The sequence below is a fragment of the Qipengyuania citrea genome (assembly GCF_024171405.1).
In the GTDB taxonomy this organism is placed as follows: Bacteria; Pseudomonadota; Alphaproteobacteria; order Sphingomonadales; family Sphingomonadaceae; genus Qipengyuania; species Qipengyuania profunda.
The window spans coordinates 2,823,876-2,847,642 of the sequence record NZ_JALJZT010000002.1; the positions used below are offsets into that span (position 1 = coordinate 2,823,876).

Genomic DNA, 23,767 nt, shown 5'->3' on the forward strand with positions numbered 1-23,767 from the left:
TAAGCGGGGTTAGACCGATGCGAGAGAGAAAAGAGTCGCCCGTGGAGGCGAGAAACGAGGGGGAGTGCAATGAGCGATCTCGCGCGCGCGATCGGGTTCGTGCCGTCGGCCGACTGGCCGGCAAGGACCAGGGCCGAATGCCACGACTACCTCACCGCTCCGGGTGCCCGGTTCGAAATGGATACGGTCGACATCCGCGGAGTCCCCACAAGGGTATGGAAGAACGCGCCGGCCAACCTGCGGCAGGTCGCGATGGTGGGCCGCGCGCATGGCGAGCGCCTGTTCGCGATCTACGAGGACGAGCGGGTCACCTATGACGCGTGGTTCCGCGCGGTTGCGCAGCTGGCGGGCGAATTGCGCGCCCGCGGCGTGGAGAAGGGCGACCGTGTCGCGCTGGCGATGCGCAATTTGCCCGAATGGCCGGTGGCCTTCTTCGCCGCGACGACGATCGGGGCGATCTGCGTGCCGCTCAATGCCTGGTGGACCGGACCCGAGCTTGCCTTCGGCCTCGCCAATTCGGGCGCCAAGCTGCTGGTGTGCGATGCCGAGCGCTGGGACCGGATTGCGCCGCACCGGGCCGAATTGCCCGATCTGGCAACGGTACTGGTGTCACGTAGCGATGCCGCGCCCGATGGGGCGGAGCGGCTCGAGGATGTCCTCGGCACGCCGCATGACTACGCCTCGCTGCCGCAGGCCGAACTGCCCGAGGTCGAAATCGAGCCCGAGGACGAGGCGACGATCTTCTACACGAGCGGGACCACCGGCCAGCCCAAGGGCGCATTGGGTACGCATCGCAATCTGTGCACCAATATTCTGTCGAGTGGCTACAATGGCGCGATGGCCGCCTTGCGGCGCGGTGAGGAACTGCCCGCCCCGGTGCAGAAGGTCGGCCTGACCGTCATCCCGCTGTTCCACGTCACTGCCTGTTCGGCGGGGCTGATGGGCTATGTCGCGGCGGGTCACACGATGGTGTTCATGCACAAATGGGACCCGGTGAAGGCGTTCCAGCTGATCGAGCGCGAGCAAGTCAATCTGACGGGCGGCGTGCCGACCATAGCCTGGCAATTGCTCGAACATCCCGAGCGCGCGAATTACGATCTCTCCAGCCTCGAGGCGATTGCCTATGGCGGGGCGCCCGCCGCGCCCGAACTGGTGCGCAAGATCCACGAAGTCTTCGGTGCGCTGCCCGGCAATGGCTGGGGCATGACCGAGACCATGGCGACGGTCACCGGCCATTCCTCCGAGGATTATCTCAACCGGCCCGACAGCTGCGGCCCCCCGGTGGGGGTGGCCGACCTCAAGATCGTGGGCGACGACGGCGAGACCGAGCTGCCGGTGGGCGAGGTTGGCGAACTGTGGGCGCGCGGGCCGATGGTGGTGAAGGGCTATTGGAACCGCCCCGAGGCGACCGCGGAAACCTTCGTCGACGGCTGGGTCCGCACGGGCGACCTCGCCAAGCTCGACGAGGAAGGCTGGTGCTATATCGTCGACCGCGCCAAGGACATGATCATCCGCGGCGGCGAGAACATCTATTCGTCGGAAATCGAGAACGTGCTCTACGACCACCCGGCGGTGACCGACGCGGCGCTGATCGGACTGGCGCATCCCACTCTGGGCGAAGAACCGGCAGCCGTCGTCCACCTCGCCCCCGGAATGTCCGCCACCGAAGACGAATTGCGCGAATGGGTCGCGGCGCGGCTGGCCAAGTTCAAGGTGCCCGTGCGCGTGGTGTTCGTCGAGGACACGCTGCCGCGCAACGCCAATGGCAAGATCCTCAAGAAGGATCTCGGGGCGTTCTTCGCATGAGCCGCCCGGCAGCGACCCGCAAGTTCGGCGAAAAGCGCGAGGCGATTGTCCATGCCGCCGCAGTGCTGATCAACGAGGTGGGGGTGCAGGCGACCACGCTGGCCGAAGTCGCGCGTGCGATCGGCCTCAACGCTACCAGCGTGACCTATTATTTCCCGCGCAAGGAACAGTTGGTCGTGGCGGTTTACGACCAGACGCTGTCGCTGATGGAGGAGATGGCGAGCGAGGCGCTGGCGCAGCCCGATCCGGCGGCGCGATTGCGGCATCTGATCGGCGCGCATGTCGCGCTGCGGAAGCGGATCCGCGCGGGCGAACGCGGGCTGACGGTCGCGCTGTCCGAAATCCGCACACTCGATCCCGAAGTGCAGGATCCGCTGATGGCGCATTACCTGCGCGTGGTCGATCTGGTGCGCCGTTTCTTCGGCGAATGGCAGGATAGCGACGAGCGTGCGGTATTTTCGGCGCGCGCGCATATCCTGCTCGAGGCGGTGATGTGGTGGCCGGTGTGGTCGCTGCGCTATTCGGTGCTCGACTTCCCGCGCATCGAGGAACGCCTGTTCGATGTGCTCGCCAACGGCTTGCCGGCCCGGCAGGGGACCTTCGCGCCGCAGCCGCTGGCGGGCAACTGGCGTACCCCCGAAAGTGACGAGACCAACCAGAACGAGGCGTTCCTGCGCGCCGCGACAGTGACCATCAACGAGCGCGGCTATCGCGGTGCCTCGGTCAATCGCATCGCCGAAAGCCTCAATGTCACCAAGGGCAGTTTCTACCACCACCACGAAGCCAAGGACGACCTCGTGCTCGCCTGCTTCCAGCAGAGCTACGACCGCATGTCGTCGGTGCAGATGGCGGGGCAGGCGATCGAAGCCGATTACTGGACCCGCCTGACCAGCGTGCTGGCCGAGCTGGTCGATGTTCAGTTCTTCGACCGCACCCCGCTATTGCGCACCACCGCGCTGCAGGCGCTCGATGCCGGGCAAAAGGTCGATGTGGTCACGCGCTCGAACCGGCTGGCGCGGCGGTTTGCGGGGATGTTGATCGACGGTATTGCCGATGGTTCGGTGCGCGCGATCGATCCGCTGATTGCGGGGCAGGTGATGATGTCGACGGTCAATTCGGCCTATGAAGCGCGGCACTGGGCGGCACGGTTCGAGCGGCCCGAACAGGCGATCGCGACCTATCTGTCGGTCATGTCCGCGGGAATGCTGGCGCCGTCACGCTAGGCTGCGCGGTTCGCGCACGCGCCAGATCATCAGCGCGAGGCTGGCGATCAGCGAGGCAAAGGCCGCGACGATCAAGGGCGCATAGCCCAGCGCCGCGATGCTCAGCCCGACGAGCACCGGCCCGATCGAGGACACGCCGCCCTCGACCGTGGTGGTCAGCGCCAGCCGCATCGGAATATCCTCATGCTCGCCGAATTCGAGCACCAGCGTCACCGCGGCCATCATCCAGCCGGAAAAGCCGAACCCCAGCGCGGCGAAGCTGGCGTAGAGCAGCCAGCCATCACCGAACACCATCAGCGCCATGCCCGCGATGCTGCAGGTCAGCGCGCCGAGATAGACCGCGCGGAAGCCGACCCGGTCACCCAACGCGCCCCAGACCAGATTGGATAGGGTATCGGCGGCAAGGAAGGCGAGGCTGAGCGAACCGATCAGCGCCCCGTCGAGCCCCAGCCGGTCGCCCACATACAGCGTCCAGAACGGCAGCCCGACCCGGGCGATCGCCGCTAGCCCGTGCGCGACGAGGAAGGCGCGGAAATCGCGGTGCTGGAGCAGTTCGCCGAACTGCCCGATCCGTTCGCGCCATGGCAATACCGGGCGTAGCCGCGGCGCATCGGGTTCGCGAATGCCCAGCCGCAGCACGACGAGTCCGATCGAGGTCAGGATGAAGGCCAGCAGGAAGGTCGTGGCATAGCCATTGCCGAGCCATTCCTGTTCGATGAAATAATGCCCCGCGACCCATGCGAGCCCGGCGGCGATCAGCCCGCCGGCCATGTTGCGGATTCCCTGCAACCGCCCGCGCCGGTCGAGCGGGATGAGCTTGGCCATCAGCATCTGGAACGCCACCCGCTGCGCACCGCTGAAGAAGCCCAGCAGGAGGAACGCGGCGAGCGTGACGACCAGCAGCGCCGTGCCTTCGAGCATCCATGCGGCGAGGGCGAGCACCAGCACCATCACGCGCATCATCGAACCGACGGTGATCGCATAGGGCAGGATGCGCTTGCGGCTCTCGACCTTGGCGCCCGACAGGATCGGCGAGACCGTACCGCCCAATTGCAGCAGCGCGGTGCCGAGGCCGACCGCTGCGGCGCTGCCGGTCAGCAAATAGAGATAGGCGGGGATGATCGTGGGCGCATAGATCAGGCGGAAGCCGGTCATCCCGAAGACGCCATGCGTCAGATTGGTCGCGTAATTGCGCCGGAGGTTGTCCTCCATGAAAGCACGATGGCGCCCCCAGACATCCGTGTCCGGGAGCGCCTCCGTTGTTTCGCCTGAAGGGGCGAAGGTCTTGCTCAATAGCTACCCAGCTTGGCGAACCGGTCCTTGAGGTAGCTCGTCGAACCCCAGCTTGCCTCGAGCACGCGCGCGCGTTTGACGTAGAAGCCGATGTCGTATTCATCGGTCATGCCGATGCCGCCATGCAGCTGGATGCCCTGATTGCTGATCACGTGCAGCACGCGATTGGCCTCGGCCTTGGCGACCGTGGCCGCGCGGGCCACGCCAAAGCCGCCATCGACCGCCTGCAGGCCCGCTTCCACCGCCGAGCGCATCTGCGCGAGGTCGGCGAACAGATCGGCCATGCGGTGCTGGAGCGACTGGAAGGTGGCGAGCACCTGGTTGAACTGCACGCGCTGCTTCAGATAATCGAGCGTGGTGTCGAACACCTGCTGCGCCATACCCAGCATTTCGGCAGCCGCCAGCACGCGCGCCCGGTCGAGCACATCGTCGAGCAGCGTGTCGCCGCCGCCTTCGAGCTTGTCCGCTGCGGCGCCGTCGAACGCCACATCGGCATGGCTGCGCTGGTCGGTCAGCTTGCGCGTGGTCAGCGAAACGCCGTCACCCTTTTGGACCAGGTAGAGCCCGTCCTTGGCCGCGACCACGAACAGGTCGGCGCCATGCGCTTCGTGGACGAAGGCCTTCTTGCCCGACAGCTTGCCGCCCGACACGCTGGCTTCGATCGCGGAGGGATCGTGATGCGCGCCTTCATCGACCGCGAGCGTCGCCACGGTTTCGCCGCTGGCGAGCTTGGGCAGCCATTTGGCCTTCTGTTCGTCGCTGCCGCCAAGGATGATCGCGCTCGCGGCAATCGTCGTTGCGACCAGCGGGCTTGCGGTCAGCGTCTTGCCCAGTTCCTCGACCACGAGCCCGGCCGACATGAAGCCGAAATCGGAGCCGCCTTGCGCTTCGGGGATGATCACCCCGGCCCAGCCCATTTCCGCCATCGTGGCATAGGCATCGGTATTGTAGGCCTGCGGTTCGCCGGCCGCACGGACCTTGCGAAATTCGGCCACGGGGCTTTCATTGGTCGCCCAGTCGCGCGCCATGTCGCGCAGCATTTCCTGTTCTTCGTTGAGAACTGCCATTGTCTGTGCTCCCCTCTCTTACTGGTGATCGAGCATGCCGAGCACACGCTTGGCGATGATGTTGTTCTGGATTTCGGTCGAGCCGCCGTAGATCGTGGTGGCCTTGCCGAAGAGCCAGCCGCGCACGGCTTCGAGTTCACCCTTGGTGAATTCGTCGCCTTCCCAGCCGAGCCCCTGCAGGCCGCGGATCTCGATCAGCAGCTCGCTGCGTTCCTGGCTCAGCTTGGTGCCGAGCTTCTTGAGTACCGAGCTGATTTCGGACACGCCGCCCTGCGCCTTGCTTTCCTCCACCGCGCGGCGCGCGGTGAGCAGGAAGCTGTTCCAGCGGATTTCGAAATCGGCGATCCGGTCGCGCAGGACCTTGTCGGCCAGTTCGCCCTGGGCGTCGGTTTCGCCGTATTTCTTGGCGATATCGCCAAGGCTCTGGCCCATCATGCTGGCGAGGCGTCCGCCGCCCGAAATATTGGTCCGCTCGTGCTGGAGCAGGCGCTTGCCGATGGTCCAGCCCTGGCCTTCCTCGCCGACGAGGTTTTCCTTCGGCACCTTAACATCGGTGAAGAAGGTCTCGCAGAACGGGCTGGTGCCGCTGATCATGGTGATCGGGCGCACTTCGACGCCGGGGGCATCCATGTCGATCAGCATGAAGCTGATGCCGCGGTGCTTGTCGCTCTTGTCGGTGCGGACAATGGCGAAGCACTTGTCCGCCCACTGGCCGCCGCTGGTCCAGGTCTTCTGGCCATTGACGATGTAATGGTCGCCCTTGTCTTCGGCGAAGGTCTGCAGATTGGCGAGGTCGGACCCGGCATTGGGTTCGCTGTAGCCCTGGCACCAGCGGATTTCCCCGCGGCAGATCGGCGGGATATGCTCCTGCTTCTGCTTCTCGCTGCCATATTCGAGCAGCGTCGGGCCGAACATCATCACGCCCATGCCGCCGATCGGGTTGTAGGCGCCGGCCTTGGCGAATTCCTGGTCGACGATCTTCGCCTGCGCCTTGGTCAGGCCGCCGCCGCCATATTCCTTGGGCCAGGTCGGGGTGCCCCAGCCGCGTTCGCCCACCGCTTCGCGCCATTTGGTCTGCGCAGGCGTTTCGTCGGTCGGGCCGTCGACCCCGGCCAGCGCATTGGCGCTGCCCTTGAGCTCGTCGGTGAAATGGGCGGCGAGGAATTGCTGCACTTCGGTGCGAAACGCCTCCTCGTCGGCGTGGACATCGGGTTCTAGCTGGGTTGCCATGGGCCTCTCCTTTTCTTGTGTCATCCTACCGGGCAGGGCCGCCCAGCGGGGTATTGCTTTGCACCTGGTCGCGCGCTTCGGCTTCGCGGGCGCGCAGGATTTCGACATTGCGCTCGTGGCGGGCGCGGCTGATCGGATAGAACAGCAGGATCAGCGCGCCGACAATCCACAGGCAAAGGATCGTGGGAATGTAAAGGACAAGCAGCCTGTCCACCAGCCCTTCGGCAATCGTTGCGGGGTCAGCGCGTTCGGGAAACTCCGCCGCCGCCAGTAGCCAGCCGGCAAAGAACAGGCCGAGCGCGGTGGAACATTGCTGCATGAAGCTGGATGCGGCGAAGAACGTGCCCGCGGTATGCTTGCCGGTTTCGATCGCGCTGTCCTCGACCACATCGGCCAGCATGGCGCTGGTGTTGATCAGGCTGATCGCGATCATCGCCATATAGATCGCCCCGATGGTGAACAGGACGGGCACCAGCAGCGCGTCGCCGGGCACCCAGAACAGGTCGAAATAGGACAGGTACAGCGGTGACAGGCCGATGGTGATGCCGGTGATGGCGAAGATGATGCTGGAGTTGCGCTTGCCCATCCGCCTCGAGAACCAGGGCGCCAGCGGGGCGGCAATGGTCGCTGCCAGAAAGCTGTCGAGCGTCAGCAGCGCCAATTGTCCTGCGTTGAGCTTGAACAGATAGGTCCCCCAATAGAGGTTCATCGCGCTGTAGAGGCCGACCGCGGTGTATTTGAGGACGCCGAAACCGAAGATGATCAGGAACGCCCGGTTGCGGAAAGCCGCGAACATTTCGCGCAAGTGCTGGCTGGCGGGCATCGGCGCGCTGTCTTCGGCCTGCCGCAGATAGGGAACGCGGTTGTGCGTCCCCAGCGTGCTGAGCGTCATCGCGAGGAAGATCAGCACGGCGCCCAGCAGCGCGAAATTCTCGTAGCTTGCCGGATTGAGCTGACCGCGCGGGAAAGCCTCGCTCTCGACGAATATGAAGGCGAGCGAAAAGGCGGTGAAGCCATAGGCGCCCGAATAGCCGAACCAGTAACGCAGCGAAAACAGCCGGGTGCGCTCGGCATAATCGGTGCTCAGTTCGGGGGCCATGGCGGAGGAATTGATCTCGAACGCGCTGATCGCGGCGCGCGTCCCTGCAGCGAAGGCGAAAATCCACAGGCCCAGTTGCATGTGGCTCATCCCGTCGGGCGGAAACCAGGCGCAATAGAACAGCAGGACGGTGGGCACGATCGCGGCATACATGAACGGGTGGCGGCGCCCCCACTGCGTCCGCGTGACATCCGCCCAGCGGCCGAGGAAGGGATCGACGATCGCATCGACCAGCAGTGTGCAGGCGAGCGCGGTGCCGACGATGCCTGCGGGTACGCCGATCACCTGGTTGAAATAGAGCATCAGATAGCTGGAGAAGGCGGCGCTCTTGACCCCGTTGGCCATCGCCCCCGTGCCATAGGCCAGGCGGGTCGCCGCCGAGAGGCGCGGCACGGCAGGCGCGGCAACGGGATCGGCGCGGTTCACTGCCGCGGTCCCGATGCAGGATACCCGATATTCGGAAAATGCGCCGTATAAACGCAATCCCTGTGGCGGGGCTGGTGCCGCACCTCTTGCTCTCCTCTCCACACCCCGCGCGTTCGCCAATATGTGGGAATCGCGCGCTCTCCGGGTGGTCGCACCATACCGGACAACCGAAAGCGGGCAAGCACTACCGCATGGACGCTACGGCACGGCGCTTTGCGCTTGACGCAGCGGGCGGGTTTCGCCTCAAGCACGCGCATGACCGAAGCACCCCAACCGCAAATCCGCATGCGCAGCTGGCTGTTCGCCCCGGGCGACAGCGTGAAGAAAATGACCAAGGCCGCCGAGGGCGCCGCCGACATCGTCCTGTTCGACCTGGAAGATGCGGTGGTCGAGAGCGGCAAGGCCAGCGCGCGCGCCGCGATCGCGGAATTCCTCGCCGGCAAGAGCGCGGAAGAGCGCGCGCGGTTGTGGGTGCGGATCAACCCGCTCGACGGCGAATGGACGGCAGACGATCTCGCCGCGATCATGCCCGCGCGGCCCGGCGGGATCATGCTGCCCAAGTCGCGCGGGCGCGGCGATGTCGAGGAACTCGACCGGCAAATGACCGCGCTCGAGGTGGAAAACGGCGTCGCGCCCGGATCGACCCCGGTGATCGCGCTGGTCACCGAAACCGCCGCCGCCATGTTCACCACCGGCGATTACGGCGGTGCGCCGCGGCTTGCCGCGATGACCTGGGGCGCGGAAGACCTCGCCGATTCGCTCGGCGCGCAGAGCAATAAGGATTTCGAGGGCGATTTCGCCTTTACCTACAAGCTGGCGCGCAGCCTGTGCCTGCTGGGCGCGGCGGCGGCCGAAGTGATGCCGGTCGAAACCATCGATACCAATTTCCGCGACCTCGAAGCGCTGCGCAAGCGCGCGATCGAGGTGCGCCGCCAGGGCTATCGCGGGATGCTTGCGATCCATCCCGCGCAGGTGCCGGTGATCAACGAAGCCTTCACTCCGAGCGAAGAAGAGATCGCCGAAGCGCGCGAGATCGTCGAGCTGTTCGAAGCCGATCCGTCAGCGGGGACCATCGGCTGGAAGGGCGGCATGCTCGACCGCCCGCATCTGTCGCGCGCCCGCCAGCTGCTGGCGCAGATCGAGGACTGACACCCCGGCAGGCCGGCAATTGCTCAGCCGAGCTTGCCGACCTCTTCCAGTACCCGCGCGGCCCATTCGGGGCGGCAGATCAGCAGGTCGGGCATGTAGGTGTCGGCATTGTTGTAGACCAGCGGGCTGCCGTCGATGCGGCTGGCGTGCAGGCCGTGCGCGAGCGCGACCGCGGCCGGGGCGGCGCTGTCCCATTCGTACTGGCCGCCGGTGTGGAGGTAGATTTCCGCTTCGCCGCGCACCACCGCCATCGACTTGGCGCCCGCCGAACCCATCCCGACAAGCTCTGCGCCGATCGCTTCCGACACCGCGACCGCTTCGGCCGCGGGGCGCGTACGGCTGACGACCATGCGCGGCGTTTCGGCGGCTGCGGGCACCTTGACCGGCGCATCGGTGCGCAGGACAACATCGAGACCGGGCAGCGCGACCGCGCCGATTTCGGGCTTGCCGTTCACGCATAGCGCGACATGTACCGCCCAGTCGGTCCGCGCCTCGCCATATTCGCGCGTGCCATCGACCGGGTCGACGATCCAGACGCGCTCTTTCGACAGGCGTTCGTCGGTGTCCTTGCTTTCTTCGCTCAGCAACCCGTCCTCGGGCCGCTGTTCGCGCAGTGCGTGGACGAGGAACTGGTTGGCGGTCTCGTCGCCGGCCTTGCCCAGCGCCTTGCCTGCAAACATCCCGCTCTCGCGTACCTCGATCAGGATCTTGCCCGCCACGTTGGCGAGGTGGGCGGCGAGTTCGGCGTCGGTCATCGTGGTAAATTCCCCAGGTCCAAAAATCTGGCGCCCGACATGGCAGAGACGGGCAGCCTTGCGAAGCCCCGATATGTTGCAGTTGCGAAATCGGCCGGCAGCAACGCTGCAGGGATGCGTTCCCGAGCGACAAAAGTCTGCGCAAGGACGCGTGCCGATGCTTGCCCAAAGCGCGGGGCGGGACTAGCTGGGTCGGGCATGTTCGATCCTCAGGCATTCCGCGATGCGCTCGGCAGCTTTGTCACCGGCGTCACCATCGTGACCGCACGCGACGCAGAAGGGCGCCCGTTCGGGCTGACCGCGAACAGCTTCAATTCGGTGAGCCTCGATCCCCCGATGGTGCTGTGGAGCCTGTCGCTGCGTTCGGGCACGCTGCCGGTGTTCCGCGATGCTTCCAGCTGGGCGGTCCATGTGCTGGCTGCCGACCAGCAACCCATGTCCGACCTCTTCGCCCGTCCCGGCGAGGACAAGTTCGCCGGGATCGATTGCCCCGACGGGCCCGAGGGCGCGCCGCAACTGGATGGCTATGCCGCCCGCTTCGGCTGCACCGCGCGGTTCGAATATGAAGGCGGCGACCATGCGATCTTCCTCGGCGAAGTGGTCGATTTCGACCGCCGCGAGGTCGAGCCGCTGATCTATCACGGCGGGCGCTATGGCCGCGTCATGCGCGCGCCCACCGGTGACGACCTCGAGCGCGAGGGCCTGGCCGAGCGCAGCGGCGAGGAACTTTCCCTTACGGCGAGCGGTGCCCAATTGCTGGCCGCGCTCGAAGCCTTGGCGAAGCGCTAGACTCAGCGCGCTCGCGCCGATACCCGTTGCGAAAAGCAACCAAGGGAAGAGGCACAGCACATGAAAACCCGCATCACCGAAATGTTCGGTATCGAGCATCCGATCATCCAGGGCGGCATGCACTATGTCGGTTTTGCAGAAATGGCCGCGGCGGTCTCCAATGCGGGCGGGCTGGGCATCATCACCGGGCTGACGCTCGGCACGCCCGAAAAGCTCGCCAACGAAATCGCGCGCTGCAAGGACATGACCGACAAGCCCTTCGGCGTGAACCTGACCTTCCTGCCGACGGTCAACGCGCCCGATTATCCCGGCCTGGTCAAGGCGATAATCGACGGCGGCGTCAAGGCGGTCGAAACCGCGGGCAACAATCCCGCGCAGGTGCTGCCTTTCTTTAAGGACGCCGGGGTCAAGGTGATCCACAAGTGCACCAGCGTGCGGCACAGCCTCAAGGCGCAGTCGATCGGCTGCGATGCGGTCAGCGTCGACGGGTTCGAATGCGGCGGGCATCCGGGCGAAGACGACATTCCCAACATGATCCTGCTGCCGCGCGCCGCGGATGAACTCGACATTCCCTTCGTCGCCAGCGGCGGCATGGCCGATGCACGCAGCCTCGTCGCCAGCCTCGCGATGGGCGCCGAAGGCATGAACATGGGCACGCGCTTCATCGCCACCCAGGAAGCGCCGGTGCACGAGAATGTGAAGAAGGCGATCGTCGCGGCGAGCGAACTCGACACGCGGCTGGTGATGCGTCCGCTGCGCAACACCGAACGCGTCATGACCAATGACGCCGTTGAACGCCTGCTGGAAAAGGAACGCAAGCTGGGCGCCGACCTCAAGTTCGAGGACATCATCGAGGAAGTCGCGGGCGTCTATCCGCGGATCATGACCGAAGGCGATATGGATGCCGGCGCGTGGTCGTGCGGCATGGTGGCCGGGCTCATCAACGACATCCCGACCTGCAAGGAACTGATCGACGGCATCATGGCCGAGGCCGAAAGCCTCATCCGCCAGCGTCTTACCGGTTTCCTGGATAGCTGAGGAGGGAGATGGACATGCTCGATACCAGCCATCGCACTGCCTATAACGACGATCACGAGGCGTTCCGCGACACCGTGCGCAAGGTCTTCGCCGAGCACATGACGCCCTATCTCGACCAGCATGAGGAAGAGGGCATCGTCCCGCGCAGCGCATGGAAAGCGCTGGGCGAAGCGGGCATGCTGTGCCCCACCGTGAAGGAAGAGAACGGCGGACTCGGCCTCGATTTCGGGTTCAACTGCGTCTTGTGCGAGGAGCTGTCCTATCTTGGCAGCTCCGCCGGTTTCACGCTGCAGAACGATATCACCGCCAATTACATCGAACGGCTCGGCACTGACGAACAGCGGGCGAAATACCTGCCCGGAATGGTCTCGGGCGATATGATTTCGGCGATCGCGATGACCGAACCGGGCGCGGGCAGCGATCTGCAGGGCATCCGCACCACCGCGATCAAGGACGGCAACCACCTCGTGGTGAATGGGTCCAAGACCTACATCACCAATGGCCAGAACGCCGATGTCGTCATCGTCGTCGCCAAGACCGATCCCGCGCAGGGCGCCAAGGGCACCTCGCTGGTGCTGGTCGATGCCGGCACCGAAGGGTTCGAGCGCGGGCGCAATCTCGACAAGATCGGCCAGCATTCGGCCGACACGTCCGAACTGTTCTTCAACGACGTGCGCGTGCCGATGACCAATATCCTCGGCGGCGAGGGGCGCGGCTTCATCCATCTGATGGAAGAACTGCCGCAGGAACGGCTCGGCATCGCGGTGGGCGCGCAGGCTGCAGCGCAGCGCGCGTTCGACGAGGCGGTCAAGTTCACCAAGGACCGCAAGGCCTTCGGCAAGACGGTGTTCGAGTTCCAGAACACCAAATTCGTCCTCGCCGATCTCAAGGCCAAGATCCAGGTCGGCTGGGCGCATCTCGACTGGGCGATCACGAAGCACCTTGCGGGCGAGCTCACCACCGACGAGGCAAGCGCGGCCAAGCTGTGGCACACCGACCTGCAATGGGAAGCCTGCGACATGGCGCTGCAACTGCATGGCGGCGCGGGTTACATGAACGAATATGCGATTGCCCGGCTGTGGCGCGATGCGCGTGTCACGCGCATCTTCGGCGGCACCAACGAGATCATGAAGGAAGTGATCAGCCGCTCGATCTGAGGAGCAATACCGCATGACCGATCCGCTCGACTTCTCCGGTAAGACCGTCCTCGTCATTGGCGGATCGAGCGGGATCGGCAACGGCATTGCGCATGGTTTTCGCCAGCACGGGGCGCTGGTCCATGTCACCGGAACCCGCGCTGCGGCATCCGAGTATACGGCCTCCGAAGGCAGCGATCTGGCGGGGCTGACCTTCCACCGGCTCGATGTATCGGACGCCTCCGCCACTGCCAGCTTTGCACTGCCCGGGCGGCTCGATGTCGTCGTGCTGTGCCAGGGCACGGTGCGCTATCGCCGCGAGGAATTCGAGCGCGAGGGCTGGGACGCGGTGATGGAGGTCAATCTCAACTCGCTGATGGATTGCGCGCGGATCGTCCGCCCCCGGCTGGCCGAGCAGGGCGGATCGCTGATCGTGGTCAGCTCGGTGGGCGCCTATCACGCCATGCTGGGCAACCCCGCCTATGCGGCGAGCAAGGCGGGCGCGGTCAGCCTGGTGGGCAGCCTCGCGCAGGCCTGGGCGGGGGAGGGCATTCGCGTGAACGGCATCGCGCCGGGTCTCGTGCCGACCAAGCTGACCAAGGTCACCACCGAGAACGAGCAACGCGCGGCAGGCGCGGTGGCGCGCATACCGGCCGGCCGGATGGGCACCCCGCAGGACATGGCCGGGGCGGCGCTGTTCCTTGCCTCGCCGCTGGCCGATTATATCGTCGGACAGACCATACGGGTCGATGGCGGAATGACGCTCGCCTGAAACCGGTCTGCTCCTGAAAGGGGATACGATCATGGACTATGTCAATCTCGGCCCGTCGGGCCTCAAGGTGTCGCGGCTGTGCCTTGGCTGCATGAGCTATGGCGACACCAGCAAGGGCTGGCATGGCGACTGGGTGCTTTCGGAAGACGAAAGTCGTCCCTTCATCCGCGAAGCGGTGGAGGCGGGGATCAACTTCTTCGATACGGCGAACATGTATTCGCGCGGCGCCTCGGAAGAGGTGATCGGGCGCTTGCTGCCCGAATTCGCACGGCGCGACGAGATCGTGGTCGCGACCAAGGCCTTCCTGCCCTGGCAGCAGGCCCCCAATGCGGGCGGTCTGTCGCGCAAGGCGCTGATGCAGGCGGTGGACGACACCCTGACGCGGCTGGGCATGGACTATGTCGATCTCTACCAGATCCACCGCTGGGACGATGCCACACCGATCGAGGAAACGATGGAGGCGCTGCACGACATCGTGAAGGCGGGCAAGGCGCGCTATATCGGCGCCTCGTCGATGTTCGCCTGGCAGTTCGCCAAGGCGCAGGAAGTGGCCCGCGCGAATGGCTGGACGCGGTTCATTTCGATGCAGAACCACGTCAACCTGCTCTACCGCGAGGAAGAGCGCGAGATGCTGCCGCTCTGCGCCGATCAGGGCGTGGGGGTCATCCCCTGGAGCCCGCTGGCGCGCGGCAAGCTTGCCCGCGCATGGGATGAAACCACCGTGCGCAGCGAGACTGATGGCTTCGGCAAGCTGCTCTACCGCCAGCAGGAAGAGGCGGACCGCGCCATCGTGGAGACGGTCGGCGCGATTGCCGCCGAGCGCGGTGTATCGCGCGCGAGCGTCGCGCTGGCATGGCACTTCGCCAAGGATGTGACCGCTCCGATCATCGGCGCGACCAAGGACGGCCATATCGCCGCAGCCGTGGCCGCGATGGACCTTGGCCTGACTGATGACGAGGTCGCGCGGCTCGAGCAGCCTTATCTGCCCAAGACTCCGGTTGGCGTGGTCTCCACCGTGCCGCGCAACTGGTCGCTATCGCAGGTCGCCGAATAGGAAATCGCGCGCTTTTCCCAAAGTGTTACAAACACGCAAATCGGGTCACAAACAGGTCACATGACTGCGGCATCGCTGCCCTTGACTGGGTGGGACACTGCAGCGTGCGAACGATCAATATCTTCCTGACAGACCCGATGGCAGGCGACCTCCCCGATTTCGACAATGGGGACATTCGCTATGCCTTCGCGCGGCTTTATCCCGATGGCCCGCGGCGGCTTGTCGAGGGGCCGGTGTGTGCCTTCGTCGACTGGGTCATGGCCGATATGTCGGGGCTCGAAATGTGCCGCCGGCTGCGCTCCGACCCGCGTATGGACGACGCGCATATCACCATCGTGCTCGAAGAGGACGATGCCGAGGACAAACGCCGCGCGCTGCGGGCCGGGGCGGATGACTACATCGTCGGCCCGATCGATCGCACCGTGGTGCTCGACCGGGTGATGGCGCTGCAGGTCGGCGGTGCGCAGCCGCGCGTCAACGAACGGCTCGAACTGGGGGCGTTGCTGGTCGATCTCGCAGCCCTGCAGGCGCGGTGGAACGGGCAGGCGCTCGACCTGCGCCCCAATGAATTCCGCCTGTTGCATTTCCTGGCACAGAACCCCGACCGTGTGCTGTCGCGCGGCGATCTGATCGCAGCACTCGGCAAGCAGGAACCGCCGATCGACGAGCGCACGGTCGATGTCTGGATCGGCCGCCTGCGCCGAGCGCTCCGCAAGGTCGGCGCGGGCGAGCGCGTGCGGACGGTGCGCTCGCTGGGGTATGTCTACGACAGCTACGACTGAGCTAACGGCCTCTTTGCGCTCATGTTTGCTTGCATCGCCGGTGCGCACTAAGGCGCACATCACTCTTGCTTTTCGAGCATGACTCTGCGCGGCACTCAATCTAATAAAGTCTCATGGACCGAGAATTCGCCAACGACATCAGCATGGTAAACGCGATCGATGTCGTTCCGTCGATCCTGGAAGTGATCTGTCAGGCGACGGGAATGGGTTATGCCGCGGTGGCCCGCGTCACGGAAGATCGCTGGATCGCATGCGGTGTGCGCGACGAAATAAATTTCGGGCTCGAACCGGGAGGCGAGCTGCCGATCGAAACCACGATCTGCCACGAAATCCGCGCGCATAGGAACCCGGTTCTTATCGACGACGTCGATTGCGACCCGCAATATCACGATCATCACACACCAAAAACTTACCGACTGAAGAGTTATATTTCCGTCCCGATCATCCTGTCTGACGACAGCTTCTTCGGCACGCTGTGCGCGATATCTCCCGAGCCTGCCGAAGTGAGCAAGCCGGAGATCCTGGGAATGTTTACGCTGTTTGCCCAGATGATCGGGTATCACATCGAGGCGAGCCAATCGCTCGTCGAGAGCAAGACAGCGCTCCTTACAGAACAGGAGACGTCCGCCCTGCGAGAACAGTTCATCGCGGTGCTGGGTCACGATCTGCGCAACCCGCTTGCCGGCATCAAGGGCGGGATGCGCATGCTCGGGGCCGAGGAACTGAGCGACAGGGGTAAGGCTGTGCTCGATATGGTCGATGCGACTATCGGTCGAATGAGCGGCCTGATTGATAATGTGATGGACTTCGCGCGCGGGCGTCTTGGCGGCGGCATCACCCTCGATCCTTCACTAAAGCGAATAGATGCCACCGTGCAGCAGGTCGCCGATGAATTGCGTTTGACCTATCCGGACCGGGAGATCGTCCTCGATCTGAAGCTCGAAACGGACTTGCACGCCGACCATGACCGGCTGGGGCAGTTGTTTTCCAATCTGCTAGGCAACGCTCTGATGCATGGCGATCCGGATCAACCGATCCATGCCGTGCTGGGGCGTGATGGCGATCACCTCACATTCGAAACGAGCAATTTCGGCGAGCCCATCCCTGCCAAAGCGATGGAAAGCCTTTTCTCCCCGTTCGAGAGGGGGGAAGCTCGATCAAGCCTTCAGGGGTTGGGTCTCGGCCTCTACATATCCTCGCAGATCGCGCAGGCGCATGAGGGTGAATTAACTGCGAAATCCGAAGGGCGGGAAACCACGTTCACATTCCGGATGCCTATTGACCGGAAGCAGTTCTGACACTGGCGGAAGGGCACAGCCTGTACCCGAAAGGTCCGCTTTCCACCCCAATCCAGCCGAGCCTCAACGAAAAAGGGCCGCCCGAAGGCGGCCCTTTCCGAGGGATATGCTGGTGTAATCAGAACTCGGCGGAAACCGACAGGCTGAAGCTGCGGCCGACGTCGTAGCTGTTGTTCTCGATCCGCGTGGTGCCGGTGGTCTGGTATTCGAAATGGTCGCGGCCCGTGAGGTTGCGCGCTTCGAACTTCACTTCCAGGTCGGTCCCGGCCAGTTCGAAACCCTGCCGCGCCACGAAATCGATCGTCAGGCCGGGGTTTTCGAGAATGTCCGGGCGCGACAGCGTGCTGCGGCTGATGACGCGTTTGCTGCCGTAGTTGAACAGGAAGGTCACCTGGCTCACCCGGTCGAGATCTTCCAGCCCCAGCTGCACATTGGCGATATGGTCGGACTGACCCGTCAGCGCGGTACCGTCTTCGAAGAAGTTGGTCGCCGCCTGCAGGCCGCCAAGCTCGGGCACGTTGACCATGTCGCTCGACTGCACGCTGATTTCGGACTGGGTGTAAGTGTAGTTGGCAATCGCGATGAAGCGCTTGCTGTCCCACCATTCACCCAGCGAATAGAGGTCCTTGTTCCACTGGACTTCGACTTCCGCACCGTAGAGTTCAGCCTGCGGCGCATTGGCGAAGCGGCTGACCACGGTGTTGTCGTTGAAGCTCGAGAACACCTCGATCGGGTTCTCGATGTCCTTGTAGAACCCGGCGAGGCTGAACTTGCTGCCCGAGCCCCAGTAATATTCGACGCGGGCCTCGTAATTGGTCAGCTCGCTGTCAATCAGGCCGGGGTTGCCGGTGAACTGGCGGTTCGATTCAGGATCGTAATAGGTCTGCAGGATCAATTCGCGGAACTGCGGCCGCGCAATCGTTTTCGACGCGTTGAAGCGCGCTTGCAGGCTGTCGGTCAGCTCCCAGGTCAGCGTCGCCGCGGGGAGCCAGTAGTCATTGTTCAGCAGCGTCGCATTGGCCGAACCGCTGGGCAGTCCGTCGAGGCCGAGCGGCACGACTTGCTGCGTGGCGTCTTCGTAGCGCACGCCGACATCGAGCGACAGCCGATCGACCGGGGCCACGCGTGCCTGTGCGTAGCCCGCCTTGATCTCGAGCCCGGCGGAAAAGGCCGGGTCGGCTGCGGTCGTTTCGATGATGGTGTAGGAGAACGGCCCGATCCCGCCTGCGGCTTGCGCTTCGGTGTCGTAACCCAGTTCGATCAGCGCATCGCCGAGCAGATTGTCGGGGCGGAAGGCACCGAATGCCAGCGGGTAATCGCCGGTGGTACGGATATCGAACTCGCGGCGACGCGACAGGCGGTCGGTATCGGTATAGGCGCCGCCCACCGTCACGCCGAGCCAGTTGGCCAACTGGTAGCTGACGTCCACGCCGCCGTAATAGAGGTCTTCGGTCAGGTCGGAGAAGGCGACCGTGGTCCGGCCCCGCTGCCCGCCGTTCTGCAGGTTGAGGTAGATGTCGTCGAACCCGCCGGTCGGATTGAGATCGCGCGAATAGATGAATTCCCATTCGTTCGGGGCTTCGCGCTGCGTCTGCGCATAACCGCCGCGCAGGTCGATCGACAAATCGCCGAATTCGAGCTCGCCGACAAACTGCGTGTCGATCAGCTCGCGCTCGTACCAGCCGGTGTTCTGGAACAGATCGTCATCGTCGTCGGTGAGATCGGAAATCTGCGCCAGCGATGCGCGCTTGAGCGAATCACGGATGTAGAGGTTGGTGAGGCGGAAGCGGTGCTCGCCCACTTCGAGCCCGAAGCCGAGCATGGCATTGGCCAGGATCCGCTGGTCGGTCTGGAACTGGTTGCCCGTCTGGTCGAGGTCGAGATCGCCGTTCAGCGCGGCCTGCCGCGTGATGTAGCGATTGCGGTACTTGTTGCTCAGCGAAGCCGTCGCGATCACGCCGAAGCGGCCATCGGAAAAGACATCGACGCTGGTGCCCGCAGTGATGCCGCCCGACCAGTTGACCGGCAGTTCGTCGGTGCTTTGCAGCAGGATCAGATTGGGATCGCCCAATTCGGTCAGGATCGCCTGCTGGTCGACGCCTTCGTCGTTGATCGCCTGCCCGCTGTCGAAGAAGCTTTGCAGATTGGGGCCGGGGTCGCGGCGCCCGTCGTCGAAGCCGAACCAGTCGTAGTCCGAACCGTAATAGGTGTAGCCCGTGCCGAAGGCGGTTTCGGTATCGCCCGAAATGCCCGCGCTGATCTTGAGGAAACTTTCTTCCGGCACCGCGCGGGTGGTGAGGTTGATCACGCCGCCGCCGAATTCGCCGGGGAAGTTGGCCGAATAGGTCTTCTGCACCAGGCTCGATGCGATGACGCTGGTCGGGAAGATGTCGAGCGGGACCACGCGGCTGAGCGGCTGCGGCGAAGGCAGCGGCAGGCCGTTGAGCAGCGCGAGCGAGTAGCGATCGCCGAGGCCGCGGACATAGACGAGGCCGTTGCCCACGGTCGACAGGCCGGTGACGCGGGTCAGCGCGCCGGCGATGTCGCCTTCGCCCGTCCGCGCAATGCTGGCGCTGTCGAGCACCGAGACGACCTGCGACGAGGCGCGGGTGACGTCCTGGCGACGGCGGCCGGTGACGACGATCGCGCCGCCGGGAACCGAGATCTCGGTTTGCTCGAACTCTTCTTCCTCCGGCGTGTCGTCGATGCCCTCGGCCTGCTGCGCCATGACGGCGTCGGTCGCGGGATCTTGTTCGGCGGGAACGCCTTCGGCGCCCGTGCTCGCATCCTGGGCGAAAGCAGCGCCGGCAGGAAAGGTGAGCGCGGTGGTGAGCAGGAGCAGCGCGGTGAGCTGCTTGCCGGTCGACATGGTTCGAGACCCCCTCATGTTCAGGCCTTTAAACTTGGCTGGAGCCAGGCGATGGCTCCGGTGCGAAAAGCGAAGAAGGCCGCGGGACGCGCATCGAGCGCGCGCCCCGCTGCCTGTCGTGGCCGATTAGTAGACCGGCAGGCTCGCGCAGTCGGACACAGCGGCGTCGAACGTCACGGTGGCCGAGTTGCAGGTCCAGCCGTTCACCCAGGTGTCGTTGCCGGCATAGACGGCGCCGATGTTGGTCGGGAGCTGGAAGAACGACGAGAACCCGGTCGGGTCGAACACGGTCACGGCGTCTTCGTTCGAACCGTTGACGAAGCCCATGGTCAGCGTGTTGGTGAAGGCCGCATCATTGTCCGAACCGGCGTTGTAGCGGGTTTCGATATTGGCTGCGGTGACCCCGCCCGAGCTGTCGCGGAAGTCCACCGCACAGTCGAGCACGAACGAGTTGAACACCACCGGACCGGCTTCGTCGATCGCTGCGTTGGCAGCGCGGTTCAGCGTTTCGGTGTTGTCGATGCGCAGGCACGGGGTCGCGCCTTCATTGTCGACCAGGATCGAGTTGACGATCGTGTAGTCGGCAAAGCCGCGGATGCGGACTGCCTGGTCGCCGGTGCCGCTGTTGGCGATGAAGGTCGCGTTCGAAATTCGCGTGTTCTGGCGCGGGGTGTCTTCTTCGAGACCGTTCGACGAATCGGCTTCGATGATCGTGTCGCCAATGCCGGGGCGCTGCATCACGATCACGTTCTGCATGTCGACCTTGACGCCGGTGTCGGTGTCGAGGCCGTCGTCTTCGGCGCCGACAACGATCAGGTTGCGCAGGTTGAACTGGCCGCCGAAGAATTCGACGCCGTCATCCGAGCTGTTGTAGCTCATGATGTTGCTCAGCTGCGTGCCCGTGCCGGTGCCGCCGGTGGTCAGCGCTTGGAGCTCGCTGTCGCCCGAGAGGACGAAGCCCGAGTAGCGGATCTGCACGAAGCTCATGCTGCCCGAACTGTCGTTGACGGTCGCGCCGCCGAACAGGGCGGGCTGCGCCGCGCCTTCGACCTGGCGTTCGCAGGCGGTGGTGCCGGGGGTTGCACCCGGAGCGATGCAGTCGGTGACCGGAGCGCGGCCCGACAGGACGACGCCGCCCCACTGGCCCGACGAATTGGCGGTGTTGAGCCCCTGGACGTTGTCACGGCTGGTGAAGATGATCGGACGGGCGGCGGTGCCGTTGGCGTCGATCGTGTTGCCGCGGTTGACGTTGAGCCAGCCCGAACCGGCCGAGTACAGGATGACGCCCGGCTCGATGGTCAGTTCGACATCGGTATCCGCACCGGTATCGGCAGCGCCGCCATCGGTGCCGACATCGACGCGGCCGTCGATGCGGTAGAGCAGGCCTTCGATGTAGGGCAGGGTCGAGGAAGCGGTGAAGCGCGCGGGCAGGGTGCAGACGCGGTATTCGCCGGTCGGGCCCGAGATCGTGTTGTCGTCGGTCAGGCCGGCCGGATCCGAAATGGTCGGGCAGCCCGCTGCCGGGGTGACCAGTGCCGACGTCGGGGTCGGCGTCGGGGTCGGCGTGGGTGCCGGGGTGGGATTGTTGATGATCACGTCACCGCCGGTACCCGGCGAGACGATTTCGTCGGCGCCGCAGCTGGCGAGAGCCAGAGCGGAGCAGCCGAGGACGAGCGAACGATGGAAATTGGTCACGGGTAACGGTCCCCTCAAAAACCGGATGAATCAGAATGCGAAGTCGTTGATCGCGACTCGTCCGCTAGGGGGGCTTCGTGACAGTTTTATTCGGTTCGTGACCGTTATGTTGCAAATCCATCGCTTAGTGCGACGAACCGATGGGCTTTGCGAAAAAAAGGCCGATCGGCCCTCAGATTGCACAAATATGACAACGTTACAGTTTTATTGCAGCGATCGTAACAAGGCGGCATAAACGCTCCCACAAGATGAATAGGGAGAGCTGTCATGGCGATCATCACAAGCGTTGCATTGGCCCTGTTGGCGCAGGGACCGGTCGAAGCGGTTCCGGGCCCCCAGGCCGGCTACGATGTCGGCTACGAGGAACTGGTCGCGAACGACAATCGCGCCGCCCGCCAGGCCATTGAAAACTGCGAAGAACTGGCCGCGGCCGATCCGGCCCGCCTGATCAATCACGGAATCGCGCTCGCGCGCATGGGCGACTATGATGCGGCGCGGACCGAATTCGAAGCCGCTGCCGGCGCGCGCGACAGCGTCGAGCTGGAAACCGCTGCGGGTGACTGGGTGGATTCGCGCCGGCTCGCCCGCAAGGCGCTGGCCATGCTCGATAAGGGCGAATTCGCCCGCTATTACGCCTTGTCGCTCCGGTAGATCTACGCGAGATCGCCGCACTATTGGGCTCGTCTCCTTACCGGGAGGCGGGCCTTTTCCTGTTGGGGCATAATACTTTCCCGCGATATTCGGCTTTTTGTCACCCGCCTGTCATGTAGTATGCCCAATGGGGCCGCACGGAGGGTGCAATGATTCTGGCACGCTTGGCGCTGGTGATGGGATTGTCCTGCGCCGCGCTTACCGCTTTCGCAGCGAAAGCGGATGTTATGGAGATCGATACGGACGGCGCGCGCTGGATCACCGGCGGGGGCGCCGCGCTGGTCGCTGCCCCGGTCGAACCGGGGGTTGCCGCGCCGCTGGCCGAAGTGCCGGCCGATATCTTCGTGCCCGACATCGCCATTGCCGATCCGGGCGAGCATGCGCGCCTCGTTCCCGCCGATTACCAGGCCAAGGTGGCCGAGCTCTCCGCGCGGTTCGATCTCAGCCCGACGCTGATCGAGGCGCTGGTGTGGCAGGAAAGCCGCTGGCGCGCGAATGCGGTCTCGCCGGTGGGCGCGCGCGGCCTCGCGCAGCTGATGCCCGGTACGGCACGCGACCTCGGCGTCGACCCCGACGATCCCTTCGCCAATCTCGAAGGCGGCGCGCGTTACTTGCGCGAGCAGCTCGACCGCTTCGATGGCGACCTCGAAAAGGCGCTCGCCGCCTACAATGCCGGGCCCGGCCGCGTGATCCGCGCGGGCGGCATCCCGAGCATCCGCGAAACGCAACATTACGTGGCGGCCATCATGGGCCGTCTTTCGGACCATTCACGGGAGTAATCAATTGAGTCGCAAGTTTACCCTGCCGGCAGTTCTGGCCGCCCTGATGACCCCCAGCACCGCTTTCGCGCAGGCTGCCGACCCGGCCGGTTCGGGCCCGATCGTCGCCGCGCTCGGCTGGCTGCAGGGCACGCTGCTGGGCAATGTCGCGACCGCGGTCGCGGTGATGGCGGTGGCCGCGGTCGGCTTCATGATGCTGACCGGCCGCCTCAACTGGCGCTTCGGCGCGACCGTGATCATTGGCGTGTTCATCCTGTTCGGCGCCGCCTCGATCGTGGCCGGTATCCAGGGCGTGGCCGGTTAGGCCGAGACTCCGGGGTATGCGCTTTCGAGGTTTGAGCAAAAAAGGCCCAGCACAAGGAGGAAGGGCGTAGGAATATGAGAATCTTGCAAGACCTTCCGACGTCGGGATGGGCCTTTTTTGCCAAATCCCTTCGGGACAGCGAGATGGCTTCCATCTCGAACCAGAAGTCGCTTGGAAAGGCCGCGTGCCTTCCCTGCACGCCTTCTGGCCCGATATGTTCGCCATCTCGCTGCCTCGATAGCGCATACCCCGGAGTCTCGGCCTAATGACCGCGCTGGTCCGCCATCCCGTCCACCGTGCGCTGACGCGCCCGCAGATGTTCGCGGGGGTGACATATAACTACTTCATCATCAACGGGATGGTGACCACCGAAGCGTTCCTGATCACCGGAAGCTGGCTGGCGCTGCTGGTCTTCGCGGTGATGCACGGGATCGGCTATTTCGCCTGCCTGCGCGAGCCGCGCATCTTCGACCTGTGGATCACCCGGGTGTCGAAGTGCCCGCGGGTCAAGAATTACAAGCGCTGGGGCTGCAACTCCTATGCAACCTGAGC

General features: G+C 64.7%; 21 protein-coding genes. 14 read left to right on the forward strand and 7 right to left on the reverse strand.

The window, feature by feature from the left end; translation table 11 throughout:
- Positions 1–69: 69 nt before the first annotated feature.
- Positions 70–1,806 (forward strand): class I adenylate-forming enzyme family protein, encoded by a 1,737-nt coding sequence (locus J2S32_RS14650; protein ID WP_253522624.1) that lies wholly within the window; start codon positions 70–72, stop codon positions 1,804–1,806.
- A complete protein-coding gene (locus tag J2S32_RS14655) occupies positions 1,803–3,029 on the forward strand; it encodes a TetR/AcrR family transcriptional regulator (protein WP_253522627.1) in 1,227 nt (408 codons plus the stop codon). The genes J2S32_RS14650 and J2S32_RS14655 overlap by 4 nt, the downstream gene beginning before the upstream one ends.
- On the opposite strand, the gene J2S32_RS14660 is transcribed toward J2S32_RS14655, so the two are convergent.
- The 4 genes from J2S32_RS14660 to J2S32_RS14675 all read right to left on the reverse strand — a co-directional run bounded on the left by J2S32_RS14660 (position 3,021) and on the right by J2S32_RS14675 (position 8,144).
- Entirely contained in the window at positions 3,021–4,241 is a 1,221-nt protein-coding gene (locus J2S32_RS14660; RefSeq protein ID WP_253522630.1) for an MFS transporter, read from the reverse strand. The genes J2S32_RS14655 and J2S32_RS14660 overlap by 9 nt on opposite strands.
- Positions 4,242–4,318: 77 nt before the next feature.
- Positions 4,319–5,389, reverse strand: a complete 1,071-nt coding sequence (locus J2S32_RS14665; protein WP_253522633.1) for an acyl-CoA dehydrogenase family protein — start codon at positions 5,387–5,389, stop codon at positions 4,319–4,321.
- Positions 5,390–5,407: 18 nt separating this feature from the next.
- A complete protein-coding gene (locus J2S32_RS14670; protein WP_253522636.1) occupies positions 5,408–6,619 on the reverse strand; it encodes an acyl-CoA dehydrogenase family protein in 1,212 nt (403 codons plus the stop codon).
- A 25-nt stretch (positions 6,620–6,644) separates the two neighbouring features.
- Positions 6,645–8,144, reverse strand: a complete 1,500-nt coding sequence (locus J2S32_RS14675; protein ID WP_253522639.1) for an MFS transporter — start codon at positions 8,142–8,144, stop codon at positions 6,645–6,647.
- 255 nt (positions 8,145–8,399) lie between these two features.
- Here J2S32_RS14675 and J2S32_RS14680 point away from each other — a divergent pair, with 255 nt between their 5' ends.
- Positions 8,400–9,293: an HpcH/HpaI aldolase/citrate lyase family protein gene (locus tag J2S32_RS14680; protein WP_253522642.1), complete on the forward strand. Its 894-nt coding sequence runs from the start codon at positions 8,400–8,402 to the stop codon at positions 9,291–9,293.
- A 23-nt stretch (positions 9,294–9,316) separates the two neighbouring features.
- On the opposite strand, the gene J2S32_RS14685 is transcribed toward J2S32_RS14680, so the two are convergent.
- Positions 9,317–10,048: a 3'(2'),5'-bisphosphate nucleotidase CysQ gene (locus J2S32_RS14685; RefSeq protein WP_253522645.1), complete on the reverse strand. Its 732-nt coding sequence runs from the start codon at positions 10,046–10,048 to the stop codon at positions 9,317–9,319.
- A 198-nt stretch (positions 10,049–10,246) separates the two neighbouring features.
- Between J2S32_RS14685 and J2S32_RS14690 the strand changes: the two genes are divergently transcribed.
- The 7 genes from J2S32_RS14690 (at position 10,247) to J2S32_RS14720 (ending at position 16,917) form a co-directional block, all read left to right on the forward strand.
- Positions 10,247–10,837: a flavin reductase family protein gene (locus J2S32_RS14690; RefSeq protein ID WP_253522648.1), complete on the forward strand. Its 591-nt coding sequence runs from the start codon at positions 10,247–10,249 to the stop codon at positions 10,835–10,837.
- Positions 10,838–10,897: 60 nt separating this feature from the next.
- Positions 10,898–11,875, forward strand: coding sequence for an NAD(P)H-dependent flavin oxidoreductase (locus J2S32_RS14695; RefSeq protein WP_253522651.1), 978 nt, complete (start codon positions 10,898–10,900; stop codon positions 11,873–11,875).
- A 14-nt stretch (positions 11,876–11,889) separates the two neighbouring features.
- A complete protein-coding gene (locus tag J2S32_RS14700; RefSeq protein ID WP_253522654.1) occupies positions 11,890–13,032 on the forward strand; it encodes an acyl-CoA dehydrogenase family protein in 1,143 nt (380 codons plus the stop codon).
- A gap of 13 nt (positions 13,033–13,045) precedes the next feature.
- Complete coding sequence (locus tag J2S32_RS14705; protein WP_253522657.1) at positions 13,046–13,783, forward strand: SDR family NAD(P)-dependent oxidoreductase; 738 nt, start codon at positions 13,046–13,048, stop codon at positions 13,781–13,783.
- A 31-nt stretch (positions 13,784–13,814) separates the two neighbouring features.
- On the forward strand, positions 13,815–14,837 hold the full coding sequence (locus tag J2S32_RS14710; RefSeq protein WP_253522660.1) for an aldo/keto reductase: 1,023 nt from the start codon (positions 13,815–13,817) through the stop codon (positions 14,835–14,837).
- 104 nt (positions 14,838–14,941) lie between these two features.
- Positions 14,942–15,619, forward strand: coding sequence for a response regulator transcription factor (locus tag J2S32_RS14715; RefSeq protein ID WP_253522663.1), 678 nt, complete (start codon positions 14,942–14,944; stop codon positions 15,617–15,619).
- A 113-nt stretch (positions 15,620–15,732) separates the two neighbouring features.
- Complete coding sequence (locus J2S32_RS14720) at positions 15,733–16,917, forward strand: GAF domain-containing sensor histidine kinase (RefSeq protein ID WP_253522666.1); 1,185 nt, start codon at positions 15,733–15,735, stop codon at positions 16,915–16,917.
- A gap of 118 nt (positions 16,918–17,035) precedes the next feature.
- Here the strand turns inward: J2S32_RS14720 and J2S32_RS14725 are convergent, their stop codons facing one another.
- Both J2S32_RS14725 and J2S32_RS14730 read right to left on the reverse strand, forming a co-directional pair.
- Positions 17,036–19,786 (reverse strand): TonB-dependent receptor domain-containing protein, encoded by a 2,751-nt coding sequence (locus J2S32_RS14725; RefSeq protein WP_253522670.1) that lies wholly within the window; start codon positions 19,784–19,786, stop codon positions 17,036–17,038.
- 126 nt (positions 19,787–19,912) lie between these two features.
- Entirely contained in the window at positions 19,913–21,481 is a 1,569-nt protein-coding gene (locus J2S32_RS14730) for a hypothetical protein (protein WP_253522674.1), read from the reverse strand.
- 267 nt (positions 21,482–21,748) lie between these two features.
- On the opposite strand from J2S32_RS14730, the gene J2S32_RS14735 reads away from it, so the two are divergent.
- The 4 genes from J2S32_RS14735 (at position 21,749) to J2S32_RS14750 (ending at position 23,765) form a co-directional block, all read left to right on the forward strand.
- The gene (locus J2S32_RS14735; RefSeq protein WP_253522677.1) at positions 21,749–22,132 is read left to right on the forward strand and encodes a hypothetical protein; all 384 of its coding nucleotides are present in this window, start codon (positions 21,749–21,751) and stop codon (positions 22,130–22,132) included.
- A 149-nt stretch (positions 22,133–22,281) separates the two neighbouring features.
- The gene (locus J2S32_RS14740) at positions 22,282–22,911 is read left to right on the forward strand and encodes a lytic transglycosylase domain-containing protein (RefSeq protein ID WP_253522680.1); all 630 of its coding nucleotides are present in this window, start codon (positions 22,282–22,284) and stop codon (positions 22,909–22,911) included.
- Between the two features lie 4 nt (positions 22,912–22,915).
- Positions 22,916–23,215: a TrbC/VirB2 family protein gene (locus J2S32_RS14745; RefSeq protein WP_437181927.1), complete on the forward strand. Its 300-nt coding sequence runs from the start codon at positions 22,916–22,918 to the stop codon at positions 23,213–23,215.
- Positions 23,216–23,480: 265 nt separating this feature from the next.
- A complete protein-coding gene (locus J2S32_RS14750) occupies positions 23,481–23,765 on the forward strand; it encodes a type IV secretion system protein VirB3 (protein WP_253522687.1) in 285 nt (94 codons plus the stop codon).
- Positions 23,766–23,767 lie beyond the last annotated feature (2 nt).